This is a genomic window from Janthinobacterium sp. GW460-12-1-14-LB5, from assembly GCF_059423585.1.
On the sequence record NZ_JBWKYD010000012.1, the window covers coordinates 88005 to 112841 of the forward strand.

The 24837-nt window shown below is 60.3% G+C and carries 17 protein-coding genes; 9 read left to right on the forward strand and 8 right to left on the reverse strand.

Annotation, left to right across the window (positions count from 1 at the left end):
* Positions 1–87: 87 nt before the first annotated feature.
* Both AC07X6_RS14315 and AC07X6_RS14320 read right to left on the reverse strand, forming a co-directional pair.
* Complete coding sequence (locus AC07X6_RS14315) at positions 88–2820, reverse strand: TonB-dependent receptor (RefSeq protein ID WP_494791387.1); 2733 nt, start codon at positions 2818–2820, stop codon at positions 88–90.
* A gap of 524 nt (positions 2821–3344) precedes the next feature.
* Complete coding sequence (locus AC07X6_RS14320) at positions 3345–3830, reverse strand: asparaginase domain-containing protein (protein WP_034781194.1); 486 nt, start codon at positions 3828–3830, stop codon at positions 3345–3347.
* Between the two features lie 162 nt (positions 3831–3992).
* Between AC07X6_RS14320 and AC07X6_RS14325 the strand changes: the two genes are divergently transcribed.
* Positions 3993–4766: an L-asparaginase gene (locus tag AC07X6_RS14325; protein ID WP_230542133.1), complete on the forward strand. Its 774-nt coding sequence runs from the start codon at positions 3993–3995 to the stop codon at positions 4764–4766.
* Here the strand turns inward: AC07X6_RS14325 and AC07X6_RS14330 are convergent.
* Complete coding sequence (locus AC07X6_RS14330) at positions 4754–5767, reverse strand: D-2-hydroxyacid dehydrogenase family protein (protein ID WP_494791388.1); 1014 nt, start codon at positions 5765–5767, stop codon at positions 4754–4756. The genes AC07X6_RS14325 and AC07X6_RS14330 overlap by 13 nt on opposite strands.
* 328 nt (positions 5768–6095) lie before the next feature.
* Between AC07X6_RS14330 and AC07X6_RS14335 the strand changes: the two genes are divergently transcribed.
* Positions 6096–7967: a phosphoenolpyruvate carboxykinase (GTP) gene (locus tag AC07X6_RS14335; protein WP_494791389.1), complete on the forward strand. Its 1872-nt coding sequence runs from the start codon at positions 6096–6098 to the stop codon at positions 7965–7967.
* Between the two features lie 144 nt (positions 7968–8111).
* Here AC07X6_RS14335 and AC07X6_RS14340 read toward each other — a convergent pair whose 3' ends face one another.
* From AC07X6_RS14340 to uvrA, 3 genes are all read right to left on the reverse strand, one after another.
* Complete coding sequence (locus AC07X6_RS14340; RefSeq protein WP_494791390.1) at positions 8112–9290, reverse strand: hypothetical protein; 1179 nt, start codon at positions 9288–9290, stop codon at positions 8112–8114.
* A 440-nt stretch (positions 9291–9730) separates the two neighbouring features.
* Complete coding sequence (locus AC07X6_RS14345; protein ID WP_494791391.1) at positions 9731–10909, reverse strand: hypothetical protein; 1179 nt, start codon at positions 10907–10909, stop codon at positions 9731–9733.
* A 103-nt stretch (positions 10910–11012) separates the two neighbouring features.
* Entirely contained in the window at positions 11013–13862 is a 2850-nt protein-coding gene (gene uvrA / locus AC07X6_RS14350) for an excinuclease ABC subunit UvrA (RefSeq protein ID WP_494791392.1), read from the reverse strand.
* Between the two features lie 382 nt (positions 13863–14244).
* Between uvrA and ssb the strand changes: the two genes are divergently transcribed.
* The 6 genes from ssb to AC07X6_RS14380 all read left to right on the forward strand — a co-directional run bounded on the left by ssb (position 14245) and on the right by AC07X6_RS14380 (position 19733).
* Positions 14245–14754, forward strand: a complete 510-nt coding sequence (gene ssb / locus AC07X6_RS14355; protein WP_494791393.1) for a single-stranded DNA-binding protein — start codon at positions 14245–14247, stop codon at positions 14752–14754.
* A 306-nt stretch (positions 14755–15060) separates the two neighbouring features.
* The gene (locus tag AC07X6_RS14360; protein WP_230542128.1) at positions 15061–15285 is read left to right on the forward strand and encodes a hypothetical protein; all 225 of its coding nucleotides are present in this window, start codon (positions 15061–15063) and stop codon (positions 15283–15285) included.
* 65 nt (positions 15286–15350) lie between these two features.
* Positions 15351–16541, forward strand: coding sequence for a tRNA lysidine(34) synthetase (locus AC07X6_RS14365; RefSeq protein WP_230542127.1), 1191 nt, complete (start codon positions 15351–15353; stop codon positions 16539–16541).
* A 108-nt stretch (positions 16542–16649) separates the two neighbouring features.
* Positions 16650–17735, forward strand: coding sequence for a DUF455 family protein (locus AC07X6_RS14370; protein WP_494791394.1), 1086 nt, complete (start codon positions 16650–16652; stop codon positions 17733–17735).
* A complete protein-coding gene (locus AC07X6_RS14375) occupies positions 17732–18490 on the forward strand; it encodes a nucleotidyltransferase family protein (protein ID WP_494791395.1) in 759 nt (252 codons plus the stop codon). The genes AC07X6_RS14370 and AC07X6_RS14375 overlap by 4 nt, the downstream gene beginning before the upstream one ends.
* Entirely contained in the window at positions 18465–19733 is a 1269-nt protein-coding gene (locus AC07X6_RS14380; RefSeq protein WP_494791396.1) for an MFS transporter, read from the forward strand. The genes AC07X6_RS14375 and AC07X6_RS14380 overlap by 26 nt, the downstream gene beginning before the upstream one ends.
* Before the next feature lie 6 nt (positions 19734–19739).
* On the opposite strand, the gene AC07X6_RS14385 is transcribed toward AC07X6_RS14380, so the two are convergent.
* Positions 19740–20168: a hypothetical protein gene (locus AC07X6_RS14385; RefSeq protein WP_230542123.1), complete on the reverse strand. Its 429-nt coding sequence runs from the start codon at positions 20166–20168 to the stop codon at positions 19740–19742.
* Positions 20169–20399: 231 nt separating this feature from the next.
* Between AC07X6_RS14385 and AC07X6_RS14390 the strand changes: the two genes are divergently transcribed.
* Positions 20400–21179 carry an acetoin reductase gene (locus AC07X6_RS14390; protein WP_494791397.1) on the forward strand — a complete coding sequence of 260 codons (780 nt, stop codon included), beginning with the start codon at positions 20400–20402 and terminating at the stop codon, positions 21177–21179.
* Between the two features lie 72 nt (positions 21180–21251).
* On the opposite strand, the gene AC07X6_RS14395 is transcribed toward AC07X6_RS14390, so the two are convergent.
* On the reverse strand, positions 21252–24833 hold the full coding sequence (locus AC07X6_RS14395; protein ID WP_494791398.1) for a M1 family aminopeptidase: 3582 nt from the start codon (positions 24831–24833) through the stop codon (positions 21252–21254).
* Positions 24834–24837 lie beyond the last annotated feature (4 nt).

The window sequence follows — 24837 nt, forward strand, 5'->3', positions numbered from 1 at the left end:
GCCTGGCATGGCGGTCTTGGGACGAAAAAAAAGGGCCTTGCGTTTGCAAGGCCCTTGGTCGGCTCAGACTAGGTTGACGAGGTCAGCTTAGAACTTGTACTGGGCCGTGAAGTAGAACGAACGCATCATTGGGTCGGCGTAGCGTGGATCGTAGCCAACCTGGTGACCACGCGAGCTGCGCAGCGACAGCGGCGGTTCGCGGTCGAACAGGTTTTTGATACCTGCGCGCAAGGTCACTGCTTTGCTGTACGCATAGCGGCCCTGGAAGTCAACCGTCGTGTACGAAGGTACGTGCAGACGGATATTTTCCTTCGTGCTGGTGGCCAGGTTTACCACTTCGGCCGAAGCGTCGGTATAGCCATTACGGTAGCTTACGACGACAGTGTTGGTCAGCTTGCCCGATTCCAGGCTCATGTTGAGCTTCATCAGGTTACGGAACGTCACGGCATCGGAAATGCCGTAGAAGTTCATGTTGTTGGTCCACTGATCCTTGGTGCCTGGTACGGTGTAGTCGGCCTTGAGCATATGGGTGCCGCTCAGGTTAGCCGTGAAGTTACCGATATCAAACTTCTTGCGTGCCGTCATGTCCCAGTCGATACCGCGGTTGTGTGTCTGGCCGATGTTCATCGACAGCGACTTGAACGCAAAGTACGGCTTGCCGGTCGTCGGTTCGATATAGGTGCCGAACAGGTCGCGGTACATGCCTGGGTTGTTGAACGCTTGCGCTTCGCTCACGGCCGAAACCGCGTCGGTGATTTTCACGTCCCACAGATCGGCGCCGAACGAGAATGCCGAGCTAGGCTCGATACGGAAACCGACGGTGAACTGTTTCGATTTTTCCGGCTTCAGGTTTTCGTTACCGCCAGCCATTTTATTGTACTGGGTGTTAGGCGCACGGCACAGCGCATCGCCTGGGAATGGGCAATTCCAGTTAGCACCGGTAAAGCCGTTGTTGACCAGCGGCTGACCAATGCTCAGCATGTCCGGAGCCTTGAAGCCCGTGCCGTAGGAGCCGCGCAGCAGTACTTGCTGTATCGGCTGCCAGCGTGCCGTAACCTTGTAGGTATTGGCATTGGCATCTTTGCCGATGGTCTTGTTGATGACGCCATTGTCGATCGCCGATACGGAGTCATAGCGGCCAGCCAGGCTCACTTCCACCGTTTTGGTGATCGGTGCCAGCAATTCGGCGAAGACGCCGTAGGTTGAACGGCTCAGGTCGTAACGTGGCGAGGTGTTGAAACCGTAGATGGTGCTGGTGTTTGCACCCGCATCCGGCGTCTGGCCGTAGTTGTACTCGCGGTAGTCGGCGCCGATGCCGATGTTGGCTTTGCCGCCTGGCAAGGTGAACAGTTCGCGGGAGCCGTGCGCATCAATGCCGCGCATGGTGGTCGATGCCGTGCGGATCGAACCTGTGAATTGCGAATTGTTGATCAGTGCTTGCATTTCCGGCGATGGCGTGCCGGCCGGCAGGAACGGGTTGAACGCCGGATTTTTCAGCAGGGCCTTCATATCGGCCGTTTTCGCATAGCCACCGACGTAGTGTTCGTTGATGGCATTTTGCGACCAGGTCAGGCCCGCATCAATGTTCCACGCGCCAATTTCGCCTTCGACGCCGATGACGAAGTGCTTGGTCTCGGTGATGGTGTTGGTGTCGCGGGTACCCCAGTCGCTCATGCGATAGTTGGCTGACACGGAGGTGATGTCCTTGACTTGCTCTGGTGTCAGGTAAGGCAGGACATACTTGTTGTACTGCTCACCGTTAAGCGCAATCGGGATTGCCACCGGATTGGCCGAGATGCGCGCGGTCAGGTCATAACGCGAGTAGGCGACTTCGGCAAACGCATTCAGCGAATCGTTGAGTTTGTAGGTGGCGCGGGTAAACAGGCTGTCGCGCTTCGATTCAGGCACGATTTCCACCGTCGAACCGCCATCGTAGCCGCAAGCCAGCCGATTGGCTGCCAGTGGGGCATTGGTCACGGCGCCACAATTATTATTTTTCGCCAGGTATGGATTGAAGAGGTAATCGTCTTTGCCTTTGACGGACACGGTGGCGTTGGCTGGTGCCGTGCCTATGGCGGTCTTGTCGTAGACGTATTGTTTGCCGTTATGGCTCACTGGAATACGCGACGAACGGGCGAACGTGCGGTCGGTAGCGCGCAAGTTCGATTGCTCGTCATGGCGGTACGATACCAGCACGTTGAAACGGTCTTCGTCGATGTCGCCGAAGCCATAGGTCACGTTGGTGTTCCAGGCGTTGCCGCCCTTGTCTTCCGGACCGCCATAGGTGGCTTCCAGGGAGCCGCCTTGCTGGTTTTTCTTCAGAATGAAGTTAATCACGCCGGCGATGGCGTCCGAGCCGTACAGTGCCGAAGCGCCGTCGGTCAGCACTTCGACGCGTTCAACGGCGCTCATCGGAATGGCGTTCAGGTTGACGGAAGTGCCCGAGCCTTGTGGCGCGATGCGGCGGCCGTTCAGCAGGACCAGGGTGTAGTCTTCGCCGATATCGTGGATCGATGCGCTGGTGCGGCCGCCGGAGTTGGTGCCTGCCGCGGCGGCGCCGACGGTAAAGCCTTGCATGGCGGGCAGGGCCTGGAGCAGGTCGGCAACTGTGGTGGCGCCGGTCTTGGCAATTGCTTCTTGCGTCAGGCGCTGCACAGGCAGTGCGCCTTCGACAGCGATACGCTTGATACTCGAACCGGTAATTTCAACTTTTTGAATTGCTTCGTCCGCCATGGATTGGCCAGAGAACAAGACGCTGCCTGCCAGGACGGTCAGGGCCAGGCGTACGCTGCGCACGCCAATTTTTTCTTTAAATGCCATTGTAACAATTACTCCGTAGTAGTTTTAATAACGACAAGCGGTACACGAGCACCGATAAAGCCATCGGATAGACGGCTTGCGGTGCTCGTGTACGGTAGGCGGAACCACGTCGGTGGGAGGTGGAAGACTACTTAGCGCAATATTGTTATAAATGCACTTATAACTTGTCGAGGCGAACATTATGTCGTCTCAGCAAGAAAAAATGCATGTCAACCGTGTCGGATTTGGCAATAAATTGTAGATACAGAAGAATGTTTAAATTAATTGTTAAATTGCAGTTTTATATTCAATAATATCGGTGTTTTTAAAAATGATAGATGGCGTTTTTTTACAACATAAAATTATTCTATTGGCAATTCTATGTTTTACCTACAATAATTCGAGAAAAACTGTCGCTTTGCAGAATTTATGAAAGGTCAAAAAACGTAAAAAAAGCCCGCTAAAGCGGGCTGCTAGAATTGTGACAGAGTGTCAGTCGACCGCTTCCCGGTCTGTTGTGCGCACCCTGCCCGCCATCGGCGCCCTTACAAGGGCTGGAACACGCCGGCGGCGCGGTTCTTTTGCACATTGTCCCATGCAAAAATCTGGCCATTCATGGCCACGTACACGCCGGCTGGCAGGGTTTGCGCCACGCCGCAGGCAAAGCCCAGGTTGAACAGGGCGTCGGAGTTGTCGATTTCGTAGGGGATCATGGCGCCCGTGAGAATCACCGTTTGCTGCAGGTTCGCCGCGCCCAGCACTTGCGCCGTTTCGCGCATGGTGTCGGTGCCGTGGATGATGACGATGGCTTTTTCCTGTGCCGCGCGGCACGAGGCCAGCACGCGCTGGCGGTCCGCATCCTGCATGTCGAGCGAGTCGAGCAGGGGCAATTGCTCCAGCGCCACGGGCGCCGTCATGCGCGCGCGGGCAATCGCTGCCGGCAAATGACTGTCGGAAAAGCCCAGGGTACCGTTCAATTCGTTGTAGTGTTTGTCGAAAGTGCCGCCAGTGGCGAGTATGCGCAAAGTCATGATGTGGTCACGATGTCAGTGGAGAATGACGCGCATGATAGCGTGGATTGTGTGCCTTGCGTGAATGGCGGGCCCGCTGCGGGCCGTTGCGGATCGCATCTGGAAAATTTGGCCATCTGTGAGTACACTGGTTTCTTTGTTTGCCTGCCACCCCGACTCCGTATGAAAGCGCTCGCTCCCGGCACCGTCATTTTTCACCGCCACCGCGGTTACGGGGTGATCACGTCCGTCAATTTGCTGACGGGCTGGATCGCCGCCCGTTTCGGCAGCGAAGCGCGGACCCTGGACCTGAACCTGTCGACCGACGACGTGCAGTTTGCCGACGGCGAAGCGATCCTGTTTCGGCGCGCGCCGCCGGACCGCATGCCGCACGCGCGCCTGATGGCCATGGTGCGCGAGCTGCACCAGGCCGGCTATCAGAAACTGTATCTGTATTCCTGGCCGAAACCGTCCGGCCTGCACTGGCGCTGGCATTTGTTTACGGGACCGCGCGACTGGATGCAGCGGCCGTGGCGCGAAGGCTGGTACGGCTCGGGCGCCGATTACAACGTCAACCCGGTGATGGGCTGGGGCGACACGCCCGGCGCCACCACTGGCGAGCTGATCGATGCCCTGGCCCGTTTCGATCCGCAAGGCCTGGCGCAGGCGCTGGGACGCGACGACGACCACACCGACTGGTTTGGCCGCGTCTGCGACGCCTTGTTGCCCAATTACATGTACAGCCTGGACATGCCGCGCACCCCGGGCGAGCCCTTGCCCGACATGCCGCCCGTGCCGGTCGTGGCCGTGCGCGCTGGCGTGGCGCCGTATGCCGGCCAGGACATCGCCTGGCCGCCCGGCTGGGCCGGCCTGTGGCGCGGCCGGCACGTGCTGCCCGCGCCCGCCATCCGCCTCACGGGCGAGCCCGACCTGATCAAGGGCTTTCAGCGCTCCTGAGGGGCTTGGCGTGCATGCTGCAATGCCTCGGGATTGAGCAGGCGCGTGCATTGACCTTGCGCAAAATCAACGATGTTTTGCAAGGCGTAGCGGAAATACAGTTCATAGCTGTCACGCTCGACGTAGCCCAGGTGCGGCGTGGCCAGCACGTTCGGCAGCAGCAGCAATGGCGAGCCGGGCGGCAAGGGTTCATCCGTAAACACGTCCAGCGCCGCGGCGCCCGGGCGCCCCTGCGGCAGCGCCGCTTCCAGCGCGCCCTCGGCCACCAGTTCGGCGCGGCTGGTGTTGACGAACAGGGACGTTGGTTTCATGCGCGCCAGGTCTTCTGCCGTTACCAGGCCCCGCGTGGCGTCGGACAGACGCAGGTGCAAGGTCAGCACGTCGGCCTGTTCAAAGAAGGCTTCCCGCGACGTGGCCGCCGTATCGCCGGCCGCCACGGCCGCGGCGCGGCTCGCTTCGCTGCCCCACACGAGGATGGTCATGCCGAAGGCGCGGCCATAGCCGGCGATCAATTGGCCGATCTTGCCGTAGCCCCAGATCGCCAGGGTGCGCCCTTTCAATACCGTACCGAGCGTGTTGCGCGCCGGCTCGATTGACGACGTTTGCCACAGCCCTTCCTGTAAATGTTGCGCGTACGGCACGATCTTGCGTTGCGCCGCCATGATCAGCGCCCACGTCAGTTCGGCCGGCGCCGTGGGCGAGCCAATGCCTTCCGCGATGGCGATGCCCAGTTCCGTGGCGGCCGCCACATCGATGTGTCCGCTGACCTTGCCCGTTTGCGATATCAGTTTCAGGTTCGGCAGTTTCGACAGCAAGGCCCGGTTGAAACTGCTGCGTTCGCGGATCAGCACCAGCGCATCGAACGGCGCCAGGCGGATGGCCAGCTGGCCCAGTCCCCGCGCCGTATTGCTGAACACTTTGACCTCGTGGCCATCGAGCAATTTGAAGCAATCGAGGCCGCGCACGGCATCCTGGTAATCATCGAGTATGGCAATTTTCATGGTGGATGGCCGATTTTAGTGAAGATTTGGTAGGGAAATAACAGGATACGGGAAATGCTGAATAGCCTACTACATTAGTCAAGCTATTCTCCTACATTTTTGCGAGAATAGCCGTTAGGCGGGTGTACAATCGCCGGCACTTTTAAAGCTTCCTGATTATAGTTATAGCGCAAACTGTTCCTGCAGCCTGGGTGCATGATCCAGGTAAACGACGCCAGAGCCCTGCCCGCGTGAGCACCCCGCCCGCAGTGAGCCGCAGCCACCTCTCAACGATGCTGCCTGTCTTGCCGGAATGACCAGAATTTCTTTTATTGGTATTGGAGGTAATATGAATCAGCCCGTCATGGGTGGCGTCGCCGCACTCAACGTCCCAGCTTATATTAAACAACAGAAACTGATCAACTGGGTGGCCGATATTGCCGCGCTGACCAAGCCAGACCGCATCTACTGGTGCGATGGCTCGCAAGAAGAGTACGAGCGCCTGTGCGCTGAAATGGTTGCCAGCGGCACCATGAAAAAACTGAATGCCGAAAAGCGCCCGAATTCCTACCTGGCCTGCTCCGATCCGAGCGACGTGGCCCGCGTCGAAGACCGCACGTATATCTGCTCGGCAACGAAAGAAGCGGCCGGCCCGACGAATAACTGGACCGAGCCTGGCGAGATGCGCCACACCTTGAACGGTCTGTTCGACGGCTGCATGCGCGGCCGCACCATGTACGTGGTGCCATTCTCGATGGGTCCGCTGGGTTCGCCGATCGCGCACATCGGCGTGGAACTGTCCGATTCGCCGTATGTCGCCGTCAACATGAAGATCATGACCCGCATGGGCCGTGCCGTGTACGACGTGCTGGGCACCGATGGCGAGTTCGTGCCGTGCGTGCACAGCGTGGGCGCGCCGCTGGCCGCCGGCCAGCAAGATGTGAAATGGCCGTGCAACAGCACTAAATACATCGTGCATTTCCCGGAAACGCGCGAAATCTGGTCTTTCGGTTCCGGCTACGGCGGCAACGCCTTGCTGGGCAAGAAATGTTTCGCCCTGCGCATCGCCTCGAACATGGGCTACCAGGAAGCGCAAGCCTCGGACAACAACCCGGGCTGGCTGGCCGAACACATGCTGATCCTCGGCGTGGAATCTCCGGAAGGCAAGAAACACTACGTGGCGGCAGCGTTCCCGTCCGCTTGCGGCAAGACCAACTTCGCCATGCTGATCCCGCCAGCAAGTTTTAACGGCTGGAAAGTGACGACCATCGGCGACGATATCGCCTGGATCAAGCCCGGCGCCGACGGCCGTCTGTACGCCATCAACCCGGAAGCCGGTTATTTTGGCGTGGCGCCGGGCACCAACGAAAAAACCAATTACAACTGCATGGCGTCCATGCGCGACAACACGATCTTCACCAACGTGGCGCTGACGGACGACGGCGACGTCTGGTGGGAGGGCTTGACGAAAGAAGCGCCAAGCCACCTGATCGACTGGCAGGGCAAGGACTGGACGCCGGCGTCCGGCACCAAGGCGGCGCACCCGAATGCGCGCTTCACTGTTGCTGCAACGCAAAACCCCGTCATCGATGCGGCCTGGGACGATCCGGCCGGCGTGCCGATCTCGGCCTTCATCTTCGGCGGCCGCCGCTCGACCACCGTGCCGCTCGTCACCGAAGCGCGCAACTGGGTCGAAGGCGTCTACATGGCCGCCACCATGGGTTCCGAAACGACGGCCGCCGCCGTGGGCCAGATGGGCGTCGTGCGCCGCGATCCATTTGCCATGTTGCCGTTTATCGGCTATAACATGAGCGATTACTTCCAGCACTGGCTGGACATGGGCGTCAAGGTGGGCAAGGTCAACCCGGCTGCCCTGCCGAAGATCTATTGCGTCAACTGGTTCCGTACGGACGAGGCTGGCAAATTCGTCTGGCCTGGCTTTGGCGACAACATGCGCGTGCTCAAGTGGATGCTGGAGCGTATCGAAGGCAAGGCGGGCGGCGTGGAAAACCTGTTCGGCACGACGCCGCAGTATGGCGACCTGAACTGGGATGGCTTGCCATTCACACAAGAACAGTTCGACACCATCACCTCGATCGACAAGGCCGCGTGGGTGGAAGAATTGAAATTGCATACGGAGTTGTTTGAAAAACTCGCGTATCATCTGCCGCAGGAATTGGCAGGTCACAAGGCTGCGCTGGAAAAGCGGCTGAGTGCATAAGGTTTAGTAGTGGGGGAGAACACGCCGGCAAAGACTGGCGTGCGATAAATGACACGCCGGCAATGACTGGGGTGCTAGCAAAAAGAGAAACGGCGCGGATTGCATGAGCAATCCGCGCCGTTTTTTATGGCGAGTACGATATGTCTAGCCGGCCTTGGCCGGCACGACATAAATAGGGTAGACCCTGTCCATCATTTTGGGACATTGCCCAGGCTTTTCTGCGGGAAAGGTAATGGCCAGCGGCGCCGTCTCATGCAGGTTGTCTTCCACTTCCAGTACGCCTGCGTACGCCTTGACCTGGCGTGGTGCCGGCGCCTGGCAATCGCCGATCGCCAGTTCGCGTCCCTGGCCATGGAAACTGCTGCCATAGGGAATCTTGGTGCAGACTGTCGGCCAATAGCGGAATGCCGTAAAACCTTGTGTCGCAGAGAATTGCTGCTGGTCCCGCTGCTCCAGTTTTTCCTGCATGAAGTACATCAGCAGTGCTGGATAGGCCTCGTACGCCGGAGGCAGCGCCAGGCGCAATGGCTGGCTGGCCAGCGTGATCAGAATGTCGCAACTGCCGCCGCGGGCCATGCGGAGCTTTTCGCGCCTGGCGGCACCGTCCGCGCCGACCGTGAAGGGTGTCTGGCCGTCCAGATTCAGCGACGTTCTTGCCATGCGCAGCTCGGCCTTCACGCGCCGCCCGCCTTCGCGATAGACAATATCGTACACCTTGCCAGGCTTGAATCCTTCACGTGCCTCGATCCGGTACAGGCCGTAGGCTGCATCGACTTCTTCGCTGACATCGCGCAAGCCATTCTGTAAGGCAAATCGCTTCACCTTGTCGCTGGGGCCGTCCTGTTCCTGTTTTGACCAGTCCCATTTCAACGATATCAGGGTGCGGCAGAGTGGCGTGAGCGGCTGTTCTTGCTTTGCGCATTGTTGCATTTCGGTATTAGCCAGAAAGCTGGCCTTATCTTGCACGCCCATCTGCTTTTCCACATGCAGCCGCACCACTACCGGTGTCAGCTTGCGGCCCGTGCCGCGTTCCTGGATATGGAAGCGCTTCGCGGAGAGGGCGACAGGCGGAGCGACGATCGAATAGCCGTCCTCATCGCTGGCCAGGGTATCGGGATACTGCCCGGGAAGAAACAGGATGCCGCGTGCATTGGCGGGCAAGGTGACAGACGGCGGACGCTTGCCCTCGGCCTGCGCAAGGTGCAGGAATTCCCCGGATGCGTCTGGCGGGCAAAAACAGGCCCATGCGGGCAGCGTGGCGCCAGCCAATGCAATGGCGATGCTGCGGCGCGCCAATATTGCAAGTGATGATGCAAGCGACAAATGGCCCTCGGTATGAAAGTGGCCACAGGGCCGGGAGAACAGTTTCCCATAGAAAAATCCCCCGGGCAAGACAACTGGCCGGGGGATCGTGAGGGAAATTGGAACTTACTGCTTCAGCAGCGCTCCCAGGTACTTGCCTGTCACGCTGGTCGGGCTCAACACTACTTCTTTCGTCATCTGCCGCAAGAATTGGCAGACAACGAGGCTGCGCTGGAAAAGCGGCTGAGTGCATAAGTAAGTTAGCGTCAAGCAGCACCTGACCAGCGTAGCGCACCGCGCAGCAGCTTGTCAGGTGTGGAGAGTTGTAGTGGGGGAGAAACACGCCGGCAAAGACTGGCGTGCGATAAATGACACACCGGCAATGACTGGGGTGCTAGCAAAAAGAGAAACGGCGCGGATTGCATGAGCAATCCGCGCCGTTTTTTTTGTGGCTTTCTGGTTCAGCGAAACATGGTCGGCACGAAATAGCGCAGATTTACGTCATCTTTCACTTTCGGGCATTGACCAGGTTTTGCTGCCGGAAAGGATACCGGCAGTAGCGTCGTTTCGTGCAGGCGGTTCTCTACTTCAAGCACGCCGGCAAACGCTTTCACCTGGCGTGGCGCGGGCGACTGGCAATCACCGATTGCCAGTTCGCGTCCTTCGCCATGAAAGCTGCCACCATAGGCAATACTGGTGCACAGGGCCGGCCGATAATGAAATGGCGTAAATTGTCCTGCCGCCGCCATGTGTTGTTGATCTGCCTGCTGCAATTTTTGCTGCATGAAATATAGGAGGAGTGAGGCATGCCGCTCGTAGGACGGCGGCAGTGTCAGGCGCAATGGCTGGGTAGCTACCTTGATCCGCCTGCCGCAGCTGCCGTCGTTGCTCGCCATGGGCAGGATTTCACGCCCCGGTGGCCCATCCGGACTAATTGCAAACTGGTCTGGCCGGTCCAGGCGTAATGGTGTGGCTTCCATGCGCAATGCAAGTTTCAGGCGCCGTGGGCCATCGTGGTATTCAATATCATAGAGTTTGCCAGGCTTGAAACCCTCGCGGGCCTCGATCCGATACAAGCCGTAAGCGGCATCGACTTCTTCGCTGATGTCGCGCAAGCCCTGCTGCATGGCGAAGCGCTTGATCTTGTCGCCAGTTTGTTGTTGCTTCGGTGCGCTCCAGTCCGAGTCCACGGCGTTCAAGCTACGGCATATCGGCAGGGAAGCGTTTTTCTGGCCGGTGCATTGCTGCATTTCCGGGCTCGCCAGATAATAGCCTTGCAGTGGTTGCCCCATTTGCTTTTCCACGCGTAGCCTTACCACGACCGGTGTCAGTTTTCGACCCAAACCATGCTCCTGGATACGAAAATTCTTTGTGGACAGGGCGATTGGTTGCCTGACAATGCTATACCTTCCTTCATCCCTGAGCACGTATTCCGGATAAGTTTCAGGCAGAAACAGGACACCGCGCGCATTGGCCGGCAGGCTGATGGTCGCGGGGCCTGCGCTGCTCGCAGGTGTTGCATGCAGGAATTTTCCTGGCTCATCTTCCATGCAGGAACAGGCCAGTACACTGCCCGGTAGCAGCAAGCACGCCAGTGCCATGCAGCGGGTCCAGCTGAATCGCGATGGTCTGGTTTGCATGGTCTCTCGTGAAGAAACGGCTTGATTGCTGAGCAAGATAGTTTCCCATAGAAAAATCCCCCGGGCAAGACAACTGGCCGAGGGATTGAGAGGGAGACGCCGTTTATTGCTTCAGCAGCGGCCCCAGGTACTTGCCCGTCACGCTGGCCGGGTTGACGGCCACGTCTTCCGGCGTGCCCGTGGCGATGATCTGCCCGCCGCCGGCGCCGCCTTCGGGGCCCAGGTCGACGATCCAGTCGGCCGTCTTGATGACGTCCAGGTTGTGCTCGATGATGACGAGGGTGTTGCCCTGGTCGCGCAGGCGGTGGATGACTTTCAGCAGCAAGTCGATATCGTGGAAGTGTAAGCCCGTCGTCGGCTCGTCGAGGATGTACAGGGTGCGGCCCGTGTCGCGCTTGGACAATTCCAGCGACAATTTCACGCGCTGCGCCTCGCCGCCGGACAACGTGGTGGCGCTCTGGCCCAGCTTGATGTAGCCGAGGCCCACGTCGAGCAGGGTTTGCAGCTTGCGCGCGATCAAGGGGACGGGTTTGAAGAATTCATGCGCCTCTTCCACCGTCATGCCCAGCACTTCCGTGATGTTCTTGCCCTTGTATTGCACTTCCAGCGTTTCGCGGTTGTAGCGCTTGCCGTGGCAGACGTCGCACGGCACGTAGACGTCGGGCAGGAAATGCATTTCGACCTTGATCACGCCATCGCCCTGGCACGCCTCGCAGCGCCCGCCCTTCACGTTGAACGAGAAGCGCCCCGCGCTGTAGCCGCGTTCCTTGGCCGTCGGCACGGTGGAGAACAGGTCGCGGATCGGCGTAAACAAGCCGGTATAGGTGGCCGGATTCGAGCGCGGCGTGCGGCCGATCGGTGCCTGGTCGACGGAAATGACCTTGTCGAAATGCTCCAGGCCGCTGATCGATTCGTGCGGCGCCGGTTCCGTCTGCGAACCGTACAAATGGCGCGACAGGGCCGGATACAAAGTATCGTTGACGAGCGAGGACTTGCCCGAGCCGGACACGCCCGTCACGCACGTCATCAGGCCCACCGGCAAGCTCAGCGAGACCTTTTTGAGGTTGTTGCCCGTTGCGCCAGTAATCACCAGCTGCTTTTCCGGATTGCTGGCGTGGCGCTTGGCCGGCACGGCGATTTTCAGCTTGCCGTTCAGGTATTGCGCCGTCAGCGACTTCTTGTTTTTCAAAATGTCTTGCAGGCTGCCTTCGGCGATGATTTCGCCGCCGTGCACGCCCGCGCCGATACCCATGTCGACGATGTAGTCGGCCGTGCGGATCGCGTCTTCATCATGCTCGACGACCAGCACGCTGTTGCCGATGTCGCGCAAATGTTTCAAGGTTTCGATCAAGCGGTCATTATCGCGCTGATGCAAGCCGATCGACGGTTCATCGAGCACATACATGACGCCCGTCAAACCGGAGCCGATCTGCGATGCCAAACGGATGCGCTGTGCTTCGCCACCGGAGAGCGTATCGGCGCTGCGGTCCAGCGACAGGTAGTCGAGGCCCACGTTATTGAGGAATTTCAGGCGCGAAATGATTTCCTTGACGACCCTGTCGGCAATCTCTTTCTTGGCGCCCGTCAATTTCAGTTTTTCAAAGAATTCCAGCGTCTCGCGCAGCGGTTTTCCCGCCACTTCATAGATGGCGCGCTGCTGCTTGCCGGTGCCCACCTTGACGAAGCGCGCTTCCACGCGCAGGCGCGCGCCATCGCATGATGGACAGCATTTTTCATTGATGAACTTGGCCAGTTCTTCCTTGACGGCCATCGAGTCCGTCTCGCGGTAGCGGCGCTGCAGATTGTTGACCACGCCTTCGAACGTGTGTTCCTTGATGACGGTGCGGCCCCGTTCATTGACATAGCTAAACGGAATCACTTGCTTGCCGGAACCGTACAGCACGGCTTGCTGTGAATTCAGGTCCAGCTGCTCGAACGGCATGTCCAGGTCGAATTCGTAAAAGGCGGCCAGGTTCGACAGCATCTGGAAATAAAACTGGTTGCGGCGGTCCCAGCCCTTGACGGCGCCCGACGCCAGCGACAGATTGGGGAACGCGACGATGCGTTTCGGGTCAAAGAATTCAATGTGTCCCAGGCCGTCGCATTCGGGGCAGGCGCCCATGGGATTGTTGAACGAGAACAGACGCGGTTCCAGTTCCTGCAGGGAATAGCCACACACATTGCAGGCGAACTTGTTGGAGTACACGTGTTCCTGGGCGGTATCCATTTCGTAGGCGATGGCGCGGCCGTCGGCCAGGCGCAGGGCCGTCTCGAAACTTTCCGCCAGGCGCTGTTTGATGTCCTGGTTCACCTTGACCCGGTCGATGACGACGTCGATCGTGTGTTTTTCCGTTTTCTTTAATTTCGGGAGGTCATCGACTTCATAGATCTTGGCGGCATGCGTGCCGCTCTGCACGCGGAAGCGCACGAAGCCCTGCGCCTGCATCTGCTCGAACAGGTCGACGTGTTCGCCCTTGCGGTTGGCGACGACGGGCGCCAGTATCATCAGCTTGGTGTCTTCCGGCATGGCCAGCACGGCATCGACCATTTGCGACACGGATTGGGCGGCCAGCGCGTTTTCCGGATGGTCGGGGCAGTACGGGGTACCGACGCGCGCATACAGCAGGCGCAGATAATCGTGGATTTCCGTCACGGTGCCCACCGTCGAGCGCGGGTTGTGCGACGTTGCCTTCTGTTCGATGGAAATGGCGGGAGATAATCCCTCGATCAGGTCGACGTCGGGCTTTTCCATCAGCTGCAAAAACTGGCGTGCATACGCCGACAGCGACTCGACATAGCGGCGCTGGCCTTCCGCATACAGGGTGTCGAAGGCCAGCGACGACTTGCCGGAGCCGGACAGGCCGGTAATCACGATCAGCTTATTGCGCGGCAAATCGAGATTGATATTCTTGAGGTTATGCGTGCGAGCGCCGCGAATGCGGATCTGTTCCATGTGATTGCCTTGCTTTCAGTGAGTGGTGCGGCCGGCGCATTGCGGGAACTGCCAGATGAGGCAGCCACAACGGGTCAACCTGTTACTATAGCCGGGTTTTGCTCTGCATGCCTGAGGCAGTCATGGGCGGATTGCATCGCCCCGCGTAGGTGCCCCGGCAAAGTTTGATACAGATGCGTGCAGACGTTCAAACACTGTATATAATACCAGTATTCAAGTTTCTTGTTTTCTCTTGCCGTGAAAAAAATGTGCTGCCGCGCGGTAGCTGGCGTCCGTTAGAAAGCGGATGCTTTGCGCCGCATGGTCGCTTATAATCGTCGTTTGGTAAAAAATCTCACGCGCGGGGCTACCGGCTCCCGCAGCGATTCATCAGGAGTTATTCATGGCATCAGTCAACAAAGTCATCATCGTCGGCAATCTGGGCCGTGACCCGGAAATCCGCTACATGCCTAGCGGCGACGCGATCGCCAACATCGCCGTGGCCACTTCGTACAAATCGAAGGACCGCAACACGGGCGAACAAAAAGAATTGACAGAATGGCACCGTATCTCGTTCTTCGGCCGCCTGGCGGAAATCGTCGGCCAATACCTGAAAAAAGGTTCGTCCGTCTACGTCGAAGGCCGTCTGCAAACCCGTAAATACACGGACAAGGACGGCGTCGAGAAGTACGCAACCGACATCATCGCGGAACAGATGCAAATGCTGGGCGGCCGTTCCGGCATGGGCGGCGACACCGGCGGTGGCGATGACAGCTACGGCGGTGGCGGCGGCTACGAAGCCCCGGCCCCGCGCCAGGCACCAGCCCCGCGTCCAGCCCCGGCACCGGCGCCACGTCCGGCACCGAAGCCAGCACCGAACTTCTCGGATATGGATGACGACATCCCGTTCTGATCGGAATACATCATTTCATCAGCAATGCCCTGCACATCCTGGATGTGCAGGGCATTTTTCTTTTGCGGCGCCTGCGATGGACTGCCACGCCAAGAGGTGGGCATGTCCTGCGCGCAAGCTGCAGCGTAATATTTTCTAGGAGTAACAAAAGACCATTGCCGATACAGTTTACTGTCCAGTGGTGACAAAACGAGAGAATGTCGTAGATGAAACCTTATAAAATAATCTACGCCGCCCTTTGCCGGTGGCCGGAATTGTGTATTTTTTGCGGTTCCGAGCGCAGGTCCATCACTCAAGGAGAAACTTATGATTAGTAATACCCAAGTGGTTCATGGTACCGGTTCTTTCAACACCTCTGGCTATTCCCTGAAACGCGCCAACCGTGACATCGCTGCTGCCAGCAACGTCGCCGTGGCCGCGCTGGATATTGCCGCGCTGGAAAACAGCCGCATGCACGGCGCCGCTCCGAAATGCTCGCGCAATAACCTCGAGTGCATCGTCGGCCCGAGCACCGTGCTGTCGTCGATGTAATTACTGACTGTGCCCAAGGTGGTGCTAGCCCTAGCCCACCTTGGGCTTTATCCGAGGGAGGCTCAATGAATCGAGAATTAATTGTAGTAACGACCCATGGAACATCCAGTTTTGACATCGGCGAGGATGAGCGCGTGCTCGATGCCCTGGCGCGCAATCATGTGCCCTGGACGGCGGTGGCGACCTACCTGCGCGATCCATCTGGCGCCTATAGCCTTTTTCCTTGCTTGAGTGAAACAGGCAGCGCGATTCCGCCGGACCGGCAAGTTTATGCATTTTTTCAAAGAAATATTGATCCTTTCCTGCACACCAACAACACCTTGCAGGTTTCCCCGCCCGCCAACAATGAAGAAGCCGTTGCCGAATATATCTACGCCAACGGCGCGGCAAAGGGCGGTCCGAATATCCTGAAACGCCTCTCGTCGAACGAGTGCAAGCTGGCCGTGCGCGATGCCGTGGCACAAACGCTGCGCGACACCCTGTCGCCTGGCGACAAGCTGGTGGTCGGCGTGAGTGGCGGAGGCGACAGCAATGCCTTGCTGTATGCCTTGTCGCAATTTGACGAGTTCCCGATCGACATCCATCCAGTCATTATCGAAGGGCCGGGCGAGTGGAATTCCGGCGTTCCGCGCGCGCGCGAGCTGGCACAGGCCTACCATCTGCCGCTGACCGTGGTATCGGAAGAAGAATCGAAAGCGATACTCGGCGCCAGCGCTGGCGGCCTGGGCATCACCGACCGTTTTGCCCGGGAATTTCCCGACGATGACTTCGAATTCCTCGGCACCCTGATCATCCGGCGCGTACTGACGAGCGTGGCCAAATCGCTCGATGCGAAATTTATCGCCACCGGCCTGAATTTCGAAGACTTGCTGGGCGAGATGTTCGCGATCATGGCGACCGAGCGCCGATTATTGCCCCTGCCGGCCCGCCCGATCGGCGATGTCACCCTCGTCTATCCCCTGTGGATGACGCCCAAGAAAATTATCGATGGCTGCTTCCCCAAGTATTCGTTTTCGAATTACGCAGACCGTTATCCCGGCTATGCGGAGGGACGCAACGCATACTATTCGATGGCGTACTGGATGGCGTCGGCGTTTCCTGGCTTGCCCGAGAAAATGTTGCGCTGGGCGGCAAAGGAAGGTTCTGCCGGGGAGACGGTGTTCCCTGTGGATGAGGTGCTGGGCTATGAGACGCTCGAGCCCGTGAACTGGGCACTGAGGGAACGCTTCCTCAGGATGTTGCGCACCACCGCCTAGCCTGCCGGACAACCGCTGGCGCGCCTTGCCCTGGGCATCCTTCGCATTGCCGCGCGCCACGGTTGTTCCGATGCGGTTGATACTCCATTAGCTATCGTTGGGAATGATATGTCCGTCATCAAAGAACACACGGCACACCTGGCTGCTGCCGCCCACGCCCTTGAGGCCATCCGGAACGCTGCGGCGCACGCGTTGATTACGGAGCGCGAGGTGGCTGGCAAGATCGCGTGGTCCATGACCTTGCATGCGGCGCAGCAGGCACTGTCGACGGTACAGGATTGCTGCAGGAGCTTTGCCCTGGGCGAAGCGCCTGGCGCCCCGCCTTGCGCGGACGAGGGCGTGCACATCGACGCGCATTTCGCCACCCTCCGGCACAGCATGCAGGCGCTCGCCTCGTTCGGCTTGTGGGCCAAGAGCGAGCTGGCGGCACAGAAAGTGCTGTGGTTATTGCCTGCCATGCAGAGCGGCTGCCAGCGCCTCGAAGGGCAGGTGCTGCCGGCGCAGTGGGATTGTCCCGAGCTGCCCGGGCGCCCCGAGCAGCTGGAGATCGTCGACTACGTGCGCTATGAGCTGGACCGCGATTATCCGCGCAGGAAATTGCACCAGCAGATTTTTAATGTGGAAGTGTGCGCCGGCGAAGTGTGCGCCATGCTGGTGCTGCGATTCCCGGAGTTGCCGGGCGACGTGGCCGAATCGCTGACCTTGCAGTGCGCGGAAGAATTCCGCCACGCGCAGCTGCTGCTGGGCGCATTGGCGAACGAAGGGGGCCGCATCGGCGAAACGCCGGTGTCCCTGGGTATCTGGAAAAGTTGCCGGGCGGCGCAGAATGCGGCAGACTGCATCGGCCTCGAGCAAGTGATCGGCGAAGGCTTTTCGCTGGGCGCCGACCTGTACTATGCGGAGCTGTACCGTGCCATCGGGCGCGCTGATATTTCCCTGCTGCATGAATGCATTTATATCGACGAGGTCAACCACGTGAAGAATGGTCTGGCCAGTTTTCACACCCTGCTCGGCGCGCAAGCCGTGCAGCGCCTGCGCACGCTGGAAGAGTCTTCCAAGGTGAGCGTGGTCGGCGGGCGATTTTTCAATGCCGCCGCGCGCCAGTATGTCGGTTTCAGCGCGACGGAAATCGAACGCCAGCTGGGCCGTTCTCAACCGGTGGAGTTACCTGACCTGCAGGGGATGATGGAATGAATTTCGACGCAGCCCGCCAGTTGGTGGAACAACACATCCTGCCCGCCTATCCGCATGTCCTGGCAGCGATCATCGGCGGTTCCATCGCGCGCGGCCAGGGAACGGCCACCTCGGATATCGACCTTCTGCTCCTGTTCGAGAACGTGCCGCATGCCTGGCGCGAGACGCGCAAGCTGGGCCAGCAGACGGTGGAATTGTATGGCCATGACTTGCGCTCCTTCGATTACTTTTGCCGCAAGATGGACCGTCCCGGCGGCCGGATTCCGATGGCGATGATGGTTATCGAGGGCAGGAATCTCTTGCCACAGACAAACACATCCGTCGCCCTGTACCAGCTGGCGCAGGCGATCTACGACGCAGGTCCGCCGGCGCTGACAGGCGATGCCCTGGCCAGCCGCCGCTACGAGATCACGACCTTGCTGGAAGACCTGGTCGACAGCACGGTGGCCGAGGAAACACTGGCGATCGCCACCAAGCTGTATGACGTGCTGGCCAATTTCGTGCTGCGGGCCGGGGGGGCGTGGAGTGGCGTCGGCAAGCATCTGGCGCGCCGGCTCAGGGCACATAGCCCGTCGATTGCGGATGAGCTGCATGCCGCCATGCGCGCGATCCTGCTCGACCCACCCGCCGGCAAGCAGGCGTTTGGCGGCCTGGCCGCGCGTGCGCTGCAGCCGTATGGCGGGCCCTTGCTCGACGGGTATGCCCTGCATGCGCCGGCGGAATGGAAGAGTGACACGCCAGCGCTTGCCGCCTGAGACGGCTGGCACTGTGTTGATGCGCACGGTGCAGGGCCGGCCGGTACAGCTATTCGGTTTTCCGCTGGTCTTCATGACCGTCCTGATCGACGTCCTGTGCGCGGGACTGGTGGCCCCCGTCTTGCCGCGCTTGTTGCTGCAATTGACGGACAGTCCCGCCCAGCCCGTGCTATGGCTCGGTTATCTGGGGATGTTGTTTTCGCTGTCGCAAATGTTTGCCTTGCCACTGCTGGGGGCATTGTCGGACCGCTTTGGCCGGCGCCCCCTGCTGCTGCTGTCGAACCTGGGCGTGGCAGTGTATTTTTTCTGTCTGGCGGACACTGAAACGCTGGGCCAATTGGTGTTGGGGCGTATCTTGTGCGGCATCACCGCTTCCAGCTTTGGCATCGCCTATGCATTTATTGCAGACTGTTCCGAGGGGGCTGCGCGCAACCGCGCGTTTGCCTCGATGGGCGCGGCGTACAGCATGGGACTGGTGGCGGGGCCGGCTCTGGGCGGCTGGCTGGGCAATATCGACGTGCGTTTGCCCTTCTACCTTGCCGGCTATTTGTCGCTCGGCAATCTCCTGTACGGCGTACTGGTCTTGCCCGAATCTTTGCCGCCGGACAAGCGCGTCCCCGTCAGCTGGCGCATGAGCAATCCATTTGGCGCCGTGTTCGAGCTGGCCAGGCGCCCCGAACTGCGTTTCCTGACCCTCGCGTATCTGCTGGTGGCCAGCGCGCACTGGTCGATTTCCGTGGCGTTCGTGTTTTACACGCAACAGCGGTATGGCTGGGACTCCACCCAGGTCGGCTTGATGCTTGCCGTGCTGGCCGGCTGGGGCGGCGTGGCGCAGATGAAATGTGCACCGCTTCTGATGACACGATACGGCCCGCGGCGCACGGCCATGCTGGCCTATGCCGGCTGCTGTGCCGGCTTCTTGTGCCTTGCCCTGTCGCGCCAGTCGGCGGGGGCATATATGGCCATTTTTTTGCTCGGCGTGGGAGAAATGGCCAACCCGGCATTGCAGGGTCTGCTCACCAGCGCCGTATCGGCGCGGCAGCAGGGCTGGCTGCAGGGCGCCGTCAAGAGTGCCGGCAGCCTGGCGGGCCTGGCGACACCGGCACTGTTCGCCATGCTGGTCGCCGTTGATCCTGCCAGCCACGACAGCGGTGCGGCATTTATCCTGGCCGCCATGCTCTTGCTGGCCGCCTGCCTGGCGCTTGCCGCCAGCAAATACTCGGCTGGCAGCAAGCCGGCATGACGCGGATCAATGCGATGCGGCTTCTTTTATGCCCATCTCCAGGCTGTAATTCGCCACCGCATTTCGGCGCGCCGCGTTGCGCATCAGATACACCTGCACCGTGTACTCGCCATCGGCCGGCAGTGCCGCCTGGTAAGTGTTGCCGCTGGTCGAGCCGATGAACAGGGCTTCCTCCTGGCCGGCCTGGCGGATGTTGAAGTAATTTGACGTTTGATTGGTCTTGAGCTTGACGCTGAGGGTCTGGCCCGCCTTGCCCGTCAGCGTGTATTCGGCCGTGGCGTAACCCTTGATCTTGCCTTTGACCGTATGCGTGGCCTGGTTCGCCGTCAATGCCACGCTTTCCTTGTGGACGGGATCGGCGCTCCAGGCGGGCGTCGTGAAAACGAGGGCCGCCAGCAGCAGGCTGGCGCGGATGGGCAAGTGGCGATGCGGCATAGGAATTTTCCTTGGGAAGTAGATTGCAACGAGGCAATTGCGATGCCATCCATCTTACGCCAGCTGGCGCCAGGCGCCTGTACGGCAGCGCGCGCATGGCATGCTGAAACGCCATTTTTTCCGCCTTTCTTGACCTGCGCGCTTTTTCCGGGCACGCACGTTTCAGGATGCGGCGGATGAAAAATTTCAGGTAGGCTGCAGCTCCTCTCCCTGTACTGAAAGGAAAGCAACATGGGTATTTCCGGAAAAGTCGCGCTGGTCACGGGTGCCGCGCAAGGCATCGGCAAGGCCATCGCCTTGCGCCTGGCCAAGGATGGCGCCGATATCGCGCTGGTGGACCTGAACCAGGAGAAACTGGACGCCGTCGCCGCCGAAGTGCGCGCGCTGGGGCGCCGCGCCGTCACCTGCATTGCCGACGTGTCGCAATTGCAGCAAGTCACGGAGGCGGTGGCGTTTGCCGAGCGGGAACTGGGCGGCTTCGACATCATCGTCAACAACGCCGGCATCGCGCAGGTGCAGCCGCTGCTCGACGTGACGCCGGAAGAGGTCGACCGCATCATGCGCATCAATGTGCAAGGGACGCTCTGGGGCATCCAGGCGGCCGCCAAGACCTTCAAGCGGCGCCAGCAGAAGGGCAAGATCATCAATGCCTGCTCCATCGCCGGGCATGACGGCTTCGCCTTGCTGGGCGTGTACTCGGCCACCAAGTTCGCCGTGCGCGCGCTGACGCAGGCGGCGGCCAAGGAACTGGCGGCCGACGGCATCACCGTCAACGCGTATTGCCCCGGCGTCGTCGGCACCGACATGTGGGTCGAGATCGACAAGCGCATGGCCGAGGTGACGGGCGCCGAGCTGGGCGCGACATACAAGAAGTACGTGGACGGCATCGCGCTGGGACGTGCGGAGACGCCGGAAGATGTGGCGGGACTCGTCTCCTTCCTGGCGGGACCGGATGCCGATTACATGACGGGCCAGGCGCCCTTGATCGATGGTGGCCTCGTGTACCGTTGATGCATTGATCAGGCATAAAAAAACAGGCCACGCTGTCGGTGACAGCGTGGCCTGTTTGCGTTGCATCAAGGATTAATTGATGCTCACTTCCTTGCGGTTATCGCGCGAGACCCGGTCGATCATTTTGTTATACGGATCGACGCCCACTTCGAACGGTTTGTCCTTCACCGTGATGGTGAGCACCGGGTCGCTGCCCGACAGCATGCGCCTGGCGGTGTACAGGACTCGTTCATCCTTTTCCTTGCCGCCCGCGGGGCGCGCGAAGATGGCGATTTCCACCGGCTCGTCATAGGCGCGCGGGCTTTCCTTGCCCTTGCCGTCGGATTCGAGCTTGGCCAGGTGCAGCTGCATGGTGACATCCCACTGGCCATCCTTGCGCTGCACGGCCGACGCTTGCGTCACGCGGTTGTCGTAGAAGACGATTTTCTCGAACAGGTCGGTGATCAGCGCCTGCTTGTCCTGCGGCGCTTCGGCGCGGATGTAGGCCAGCAGTTCCAGGGTGGTGGTGAACGGCGCCTGCTGGTAGCCCTTGTCCTGCAGATAGCGTTTCAGGGCACGGTTCAGCGCTTCCTCGCCGATCTCGTCGCGCAGGCGGTAGAACACCAGGCTGCCCTTGTTGTAGTGGATGTATTGCTGTCCTTCCACGCGCGCCAGCGGCAATTCCTCGATGGCCTCGCCGCCGCGTCCGCTCAGGTAGCGGTCCAGCTCATAGCGCAGGAAGCGGCGCATTTTCTCGCGGCCGTATTCCTTTTCCATCACCATCAGGGCCGAGTACTGCGACAGCGATTCCATCAGCATGGTAGCGCCCTGCACATTCGCGCCGATCACCTGGTGGCCCCACCACTGGTGCGCCATTTCATGCGCCGTGACGTAAAACACATAGTCGATGTCATCCTTGTCGCGCAGGTCGGCGATGAAACCGATGTCTTCCGAATACGGGATCGTGTTGGCAAACGACTGCGCAAAGCTCTGGTAGCCGGGGAATTCCAGGATGCGCACCTGCTTGTGCTGGTAGGGCGTGAAGCGGGTGGTGTAATAGTCGAGCGACTTTTGCACGGAGGTAATCATGCGATCCGTGTTGTAGCCGTGCTTCTTGTCGACATAAATCTCGATCGGCACGCCGTGCCAGTCGCCCTTTTTGACGTCCCAGCGCGCCGACAGGTAGGCAAAGAACGGCATCATCGGCTGGTCCATCTTGTAGCGGTAATAGCGGCGGCCATCCTTTTCCCAGCTGGCCTGCAGGTAGCCGGGCGCCAGGGCGGTCTGCTCGCCGCTGGTGGAGACGGTGGTGTCGAAATGGATCCAATCGGCATCGCCGCCCAGCACCGTATTGCCATACGCGGAGCTGTCTTCCAGCTTGGCCATGCGCTGCGGTTCGCCCAGGCCACGCTTGCGGCGCTCATTGCGGTCCGTCAACTCCATGTGCTGCGCATAGCCGAAGTGGGGGAAGAAGCTCTGGTTGTTGAAGAAGCTGCCGTTCAGGTTGACCTGGTCCGGCGCGCCGCTGTTGGTGAAGCCCTCATGCGTGACGGCCACCGTGAAGTCCAGCGGCAGGGTGGCGCCCGGCGCCAGGGGCTGGGCCAGCTTGAGGATGCTGAAGCCGAGTTCCTTGTCATCGAGCACGATCTTGTGCGCCGGCAAGTTCAACCACCGTGTTTCCAGGTCCGGGTTAAGCTGGATGCGCAGGGTGTCGAGTGCTTGCGTGGTCTTGTTTTGCAGCACGTAGTGGCCCTTGATCAAGACTTTACGTTGCTCAGGATAAATATCCACATCGGCCTGGATGTCGGTGATCTTTGGCTGCGGCAAGTCCTTGTATTGTTTGTACAATTTCTCGTAGCGGGCTTGCTTGTCCATGCCGACGTCCGCCGTTTCGTACTGGTTCAGCACATTCGTGTTGTAGAAGATCCAGCCGCCCGTGCCCACCCAGCACAGCAGCACCACGGCCAGCGCGGCGCCGGCGCGGCCTTGCAGGCGCTGGCGGGCCAGGCGCAGGCGCGCACGCCCGCCGGCGGCCAGGCCGCGCACCCAGAACGCGCGGGCCAGCATGACGAGCGCCACGGTAAACAGGCTCCAGTACACGGCAAACCAGGCCCAGCCTGTCAGGAAGTGGCCATAGCCATTCATGTCCGAATACTTGATGGCTGGCGTGCCGCCGAAGGCATACAGATTGTGTTCCAGGTGCAGCATGCCCAGCACCATTTGCGCCACCATCAGCAGGATCACCAGCAGGTAGCCGATGAACTTGTTGTTGGACAACACTTGCAGGGTGAGGGCGCACAAGCCCATCAGCACGAAGAAGAGGGAACCGAGCAAGCTGCCCTTCAGGTACAGTCCCAGTTCCACGGGCGCGCCGCCCTTGTAGAGCTGGAAACCGATGGCCGCGAGGACGCCCACCAGCAGGTAGCCGGCGATGACGCCGACCAGGGCCGTGCACTTGGCCAGCAGGGGCACCCAGCCGGGCACGGGCATGGCGTCGCTGACGTCGGCGATCCTCACCTGGCGCTCCTTGAAGATCAGCTCACCCGCATAAAAGGTGACGATGATGATCAGCATGAAGCTGAAGCTGTTGTTGATACTTTGCAGCATCAAATGGGTCATCGGATACACGGCCGTGCCATACATGTTCTTGGCCATGCTGGAGCTGGCGAGCAGGTTGATGACGCCGAACAGCAGCATGACGAGGAAGGGCACGCTCTTGAAGACGCCGGCGGCGTCGAAGCGCAGGATTTGCCACCATTGGCGCCAGGCCGTCGCCGGGGTAAAGGTGGGAAGGGTGCGCGGCAGGTGCAGCGGCGCCGTCACGGCCGCTGCGGCTGCCTCGGCCTTGTGCTTGCCGAACAGGCGTTTTCCCGTGCCCGTGCGCTGCGGCTTGAACAGAACCACGGTGGCGGCGAACAGCAGGGCCGCAATGCCCAGCCACAGCAGGCGGTTGGCCAGCAGGAAGCCGGACAGGGGCGGCAGGCCCGCGTTCGCTTCGGCGGACGTGAAGTAGCGCGTCATGCGGCCCAGGGCGCGCATGCCGAAGGGGTCGAGCAGGACGGCGACCCATTCGTTGTTGATATCGCGCGTCAAGGCGCCAGCCATGCCCCACAGCACGAAAAAGCCCAGCACGCCCACGTAGACGAGCAGCATCGAGCGCGTGGTGGCCGCCAGCAGCATCAGCAGGGCGCCGATGAAGAGCAGGTTGGGGATCACCATCACGCCGAAGCTCCACGCATACGCATGCAGCGAGAACGCGCCGACGCGCTGCGGGTCGACCCAGGGCATGAGGGGGCCGAGCATGAGCGCCAGGGCAATGGCGGCAAAGATCACCAGGCAGGCGACGAAGCCGGCGGCGAAGCGGCCGAACAGGTAGTCCCACTTGCGCATGGGCGTGGCGAACAGCATGTCGGCCATGCCCACTTCGCTGTCGCGCAGCACGGCGCCCGCGATGAAGATGGTGATAAGCAACATCGACAGCAGGCTGAACATCGTCAGCAGCTGCGCCACCACGGTGGGCGCATTGCGGTTGATGTTGCCGATGGCGCCGCCGATCTGGATCGAATCGCTGCTGCTGGCGCCAAAGGCCATCAGGGCCAGGATGGCGGCAAATACCCACAGCAGCGGCTGTTTCAGCTGGTAGCCGAGGTCAAACTTGAAAAATTCCTTCCACATGGCG

Coding starts and splice junctions, on each gene's coding strand:
- AC07X6_RS14315 (WP_494791387.1), bottom strand. CDS start 2,820: ATGGCATTTAAAGAAAAAATTGGCGTGCGCAGCGTACGCCTGGCCCTG.
- AC07X6_RS14320 (WP_034781194.1), bottom strand. CDS start 3,830: ATGACTTTGCGCATACTCGCCACTGGCGGCACTTTCGACAAACACTAC.
- AC07X6_RS14325 (WP_230542133.1), top strand. CDS start 3,993: ATGAAAGCGCTCGCTCCCGGCACCGTCATTTTTCACCGCCACCGCGGT.
- AC07X6_RS14330 (WP_494791388.1), bottom strand. CDS start 5,767: ATGAAAATTGCCATACTCGATGATTACCAGGATGCCGTGCGCGGCCTC.
- AC07X6_RS14335 (WP_494791389.1), top strand. CDS start 6,096: ATGAATCAGCCCGTCATGGGTGGCGTCGCCGCACTCAACGTCCCAGCT.
- AC07X6_RS14345 (WP_494791391.1), bottom strand. CDS start 10,909: ATGCAAACCAGACCATCGCGATTCAGCTGGACCCGCTGCATGGCACTG.
- uvrA (WP_494791392.1), bottom strand. CDS start 13,862: ATGGAACAGATCCGCATTCGCGGCGCTCGCACGCATAACCTCAAGAAT.
- ssb (WP_494791393.1), top strand. CDS start 14,245: ATGGCATCAGTCAACAAAGTCATCATCGTCGGCAATCTGGGCCGTGAC.
- AC07X6_RS14360 (WP_230542128.1), top strand. CDS start 15,061: ATGATTAGTAATACCCAAGTGGTTCATGGTACCGGTTCTTTCAACACC.
- AC07X6_RS14365 (WP_230542127.1), top strand. CDS start 15,351: ATGAATCGAGAATTAATTGTAGTAACGACCCATGGAACATCCAGTTTT.
- AC07X6_RS14370 (WP_494791394.1), top strand. CDS start 16,650: ATGTCCGTCATCAAAGAACACACGGCACACCTGGCTGCTGCCGCCCAC.
- AC07X6_RS14375 (WP_494791395.1), top strand. CDS start 17,732: ATGAATTTCGACGCAGCCCGCCAGTTGGTGGAACAACACATCCTGCCC.
- AC07X6_RS14385 (WP_230542123.1), bottom strand. CDS start 20,168: ATGCCGCATCGCCACTTGCCCATCCGCGCCAGCCTGCTGCTGGCGGCC.
- AC07X6_RS14390 (WP_494791397.1), top strand. CDS start 20,400: ATGGGTATTTCCGGAAAAGTCGCGCTGGTCACGGGTGCCGCGCAAGGC.
- AC07X6_RS14395 (WP_494791398.1), bottom strand. CDS start 24,833: ATGTGGAAGGAATTTTTCAAGTTTGACCTCGGCTACCAGCTGAAACAG.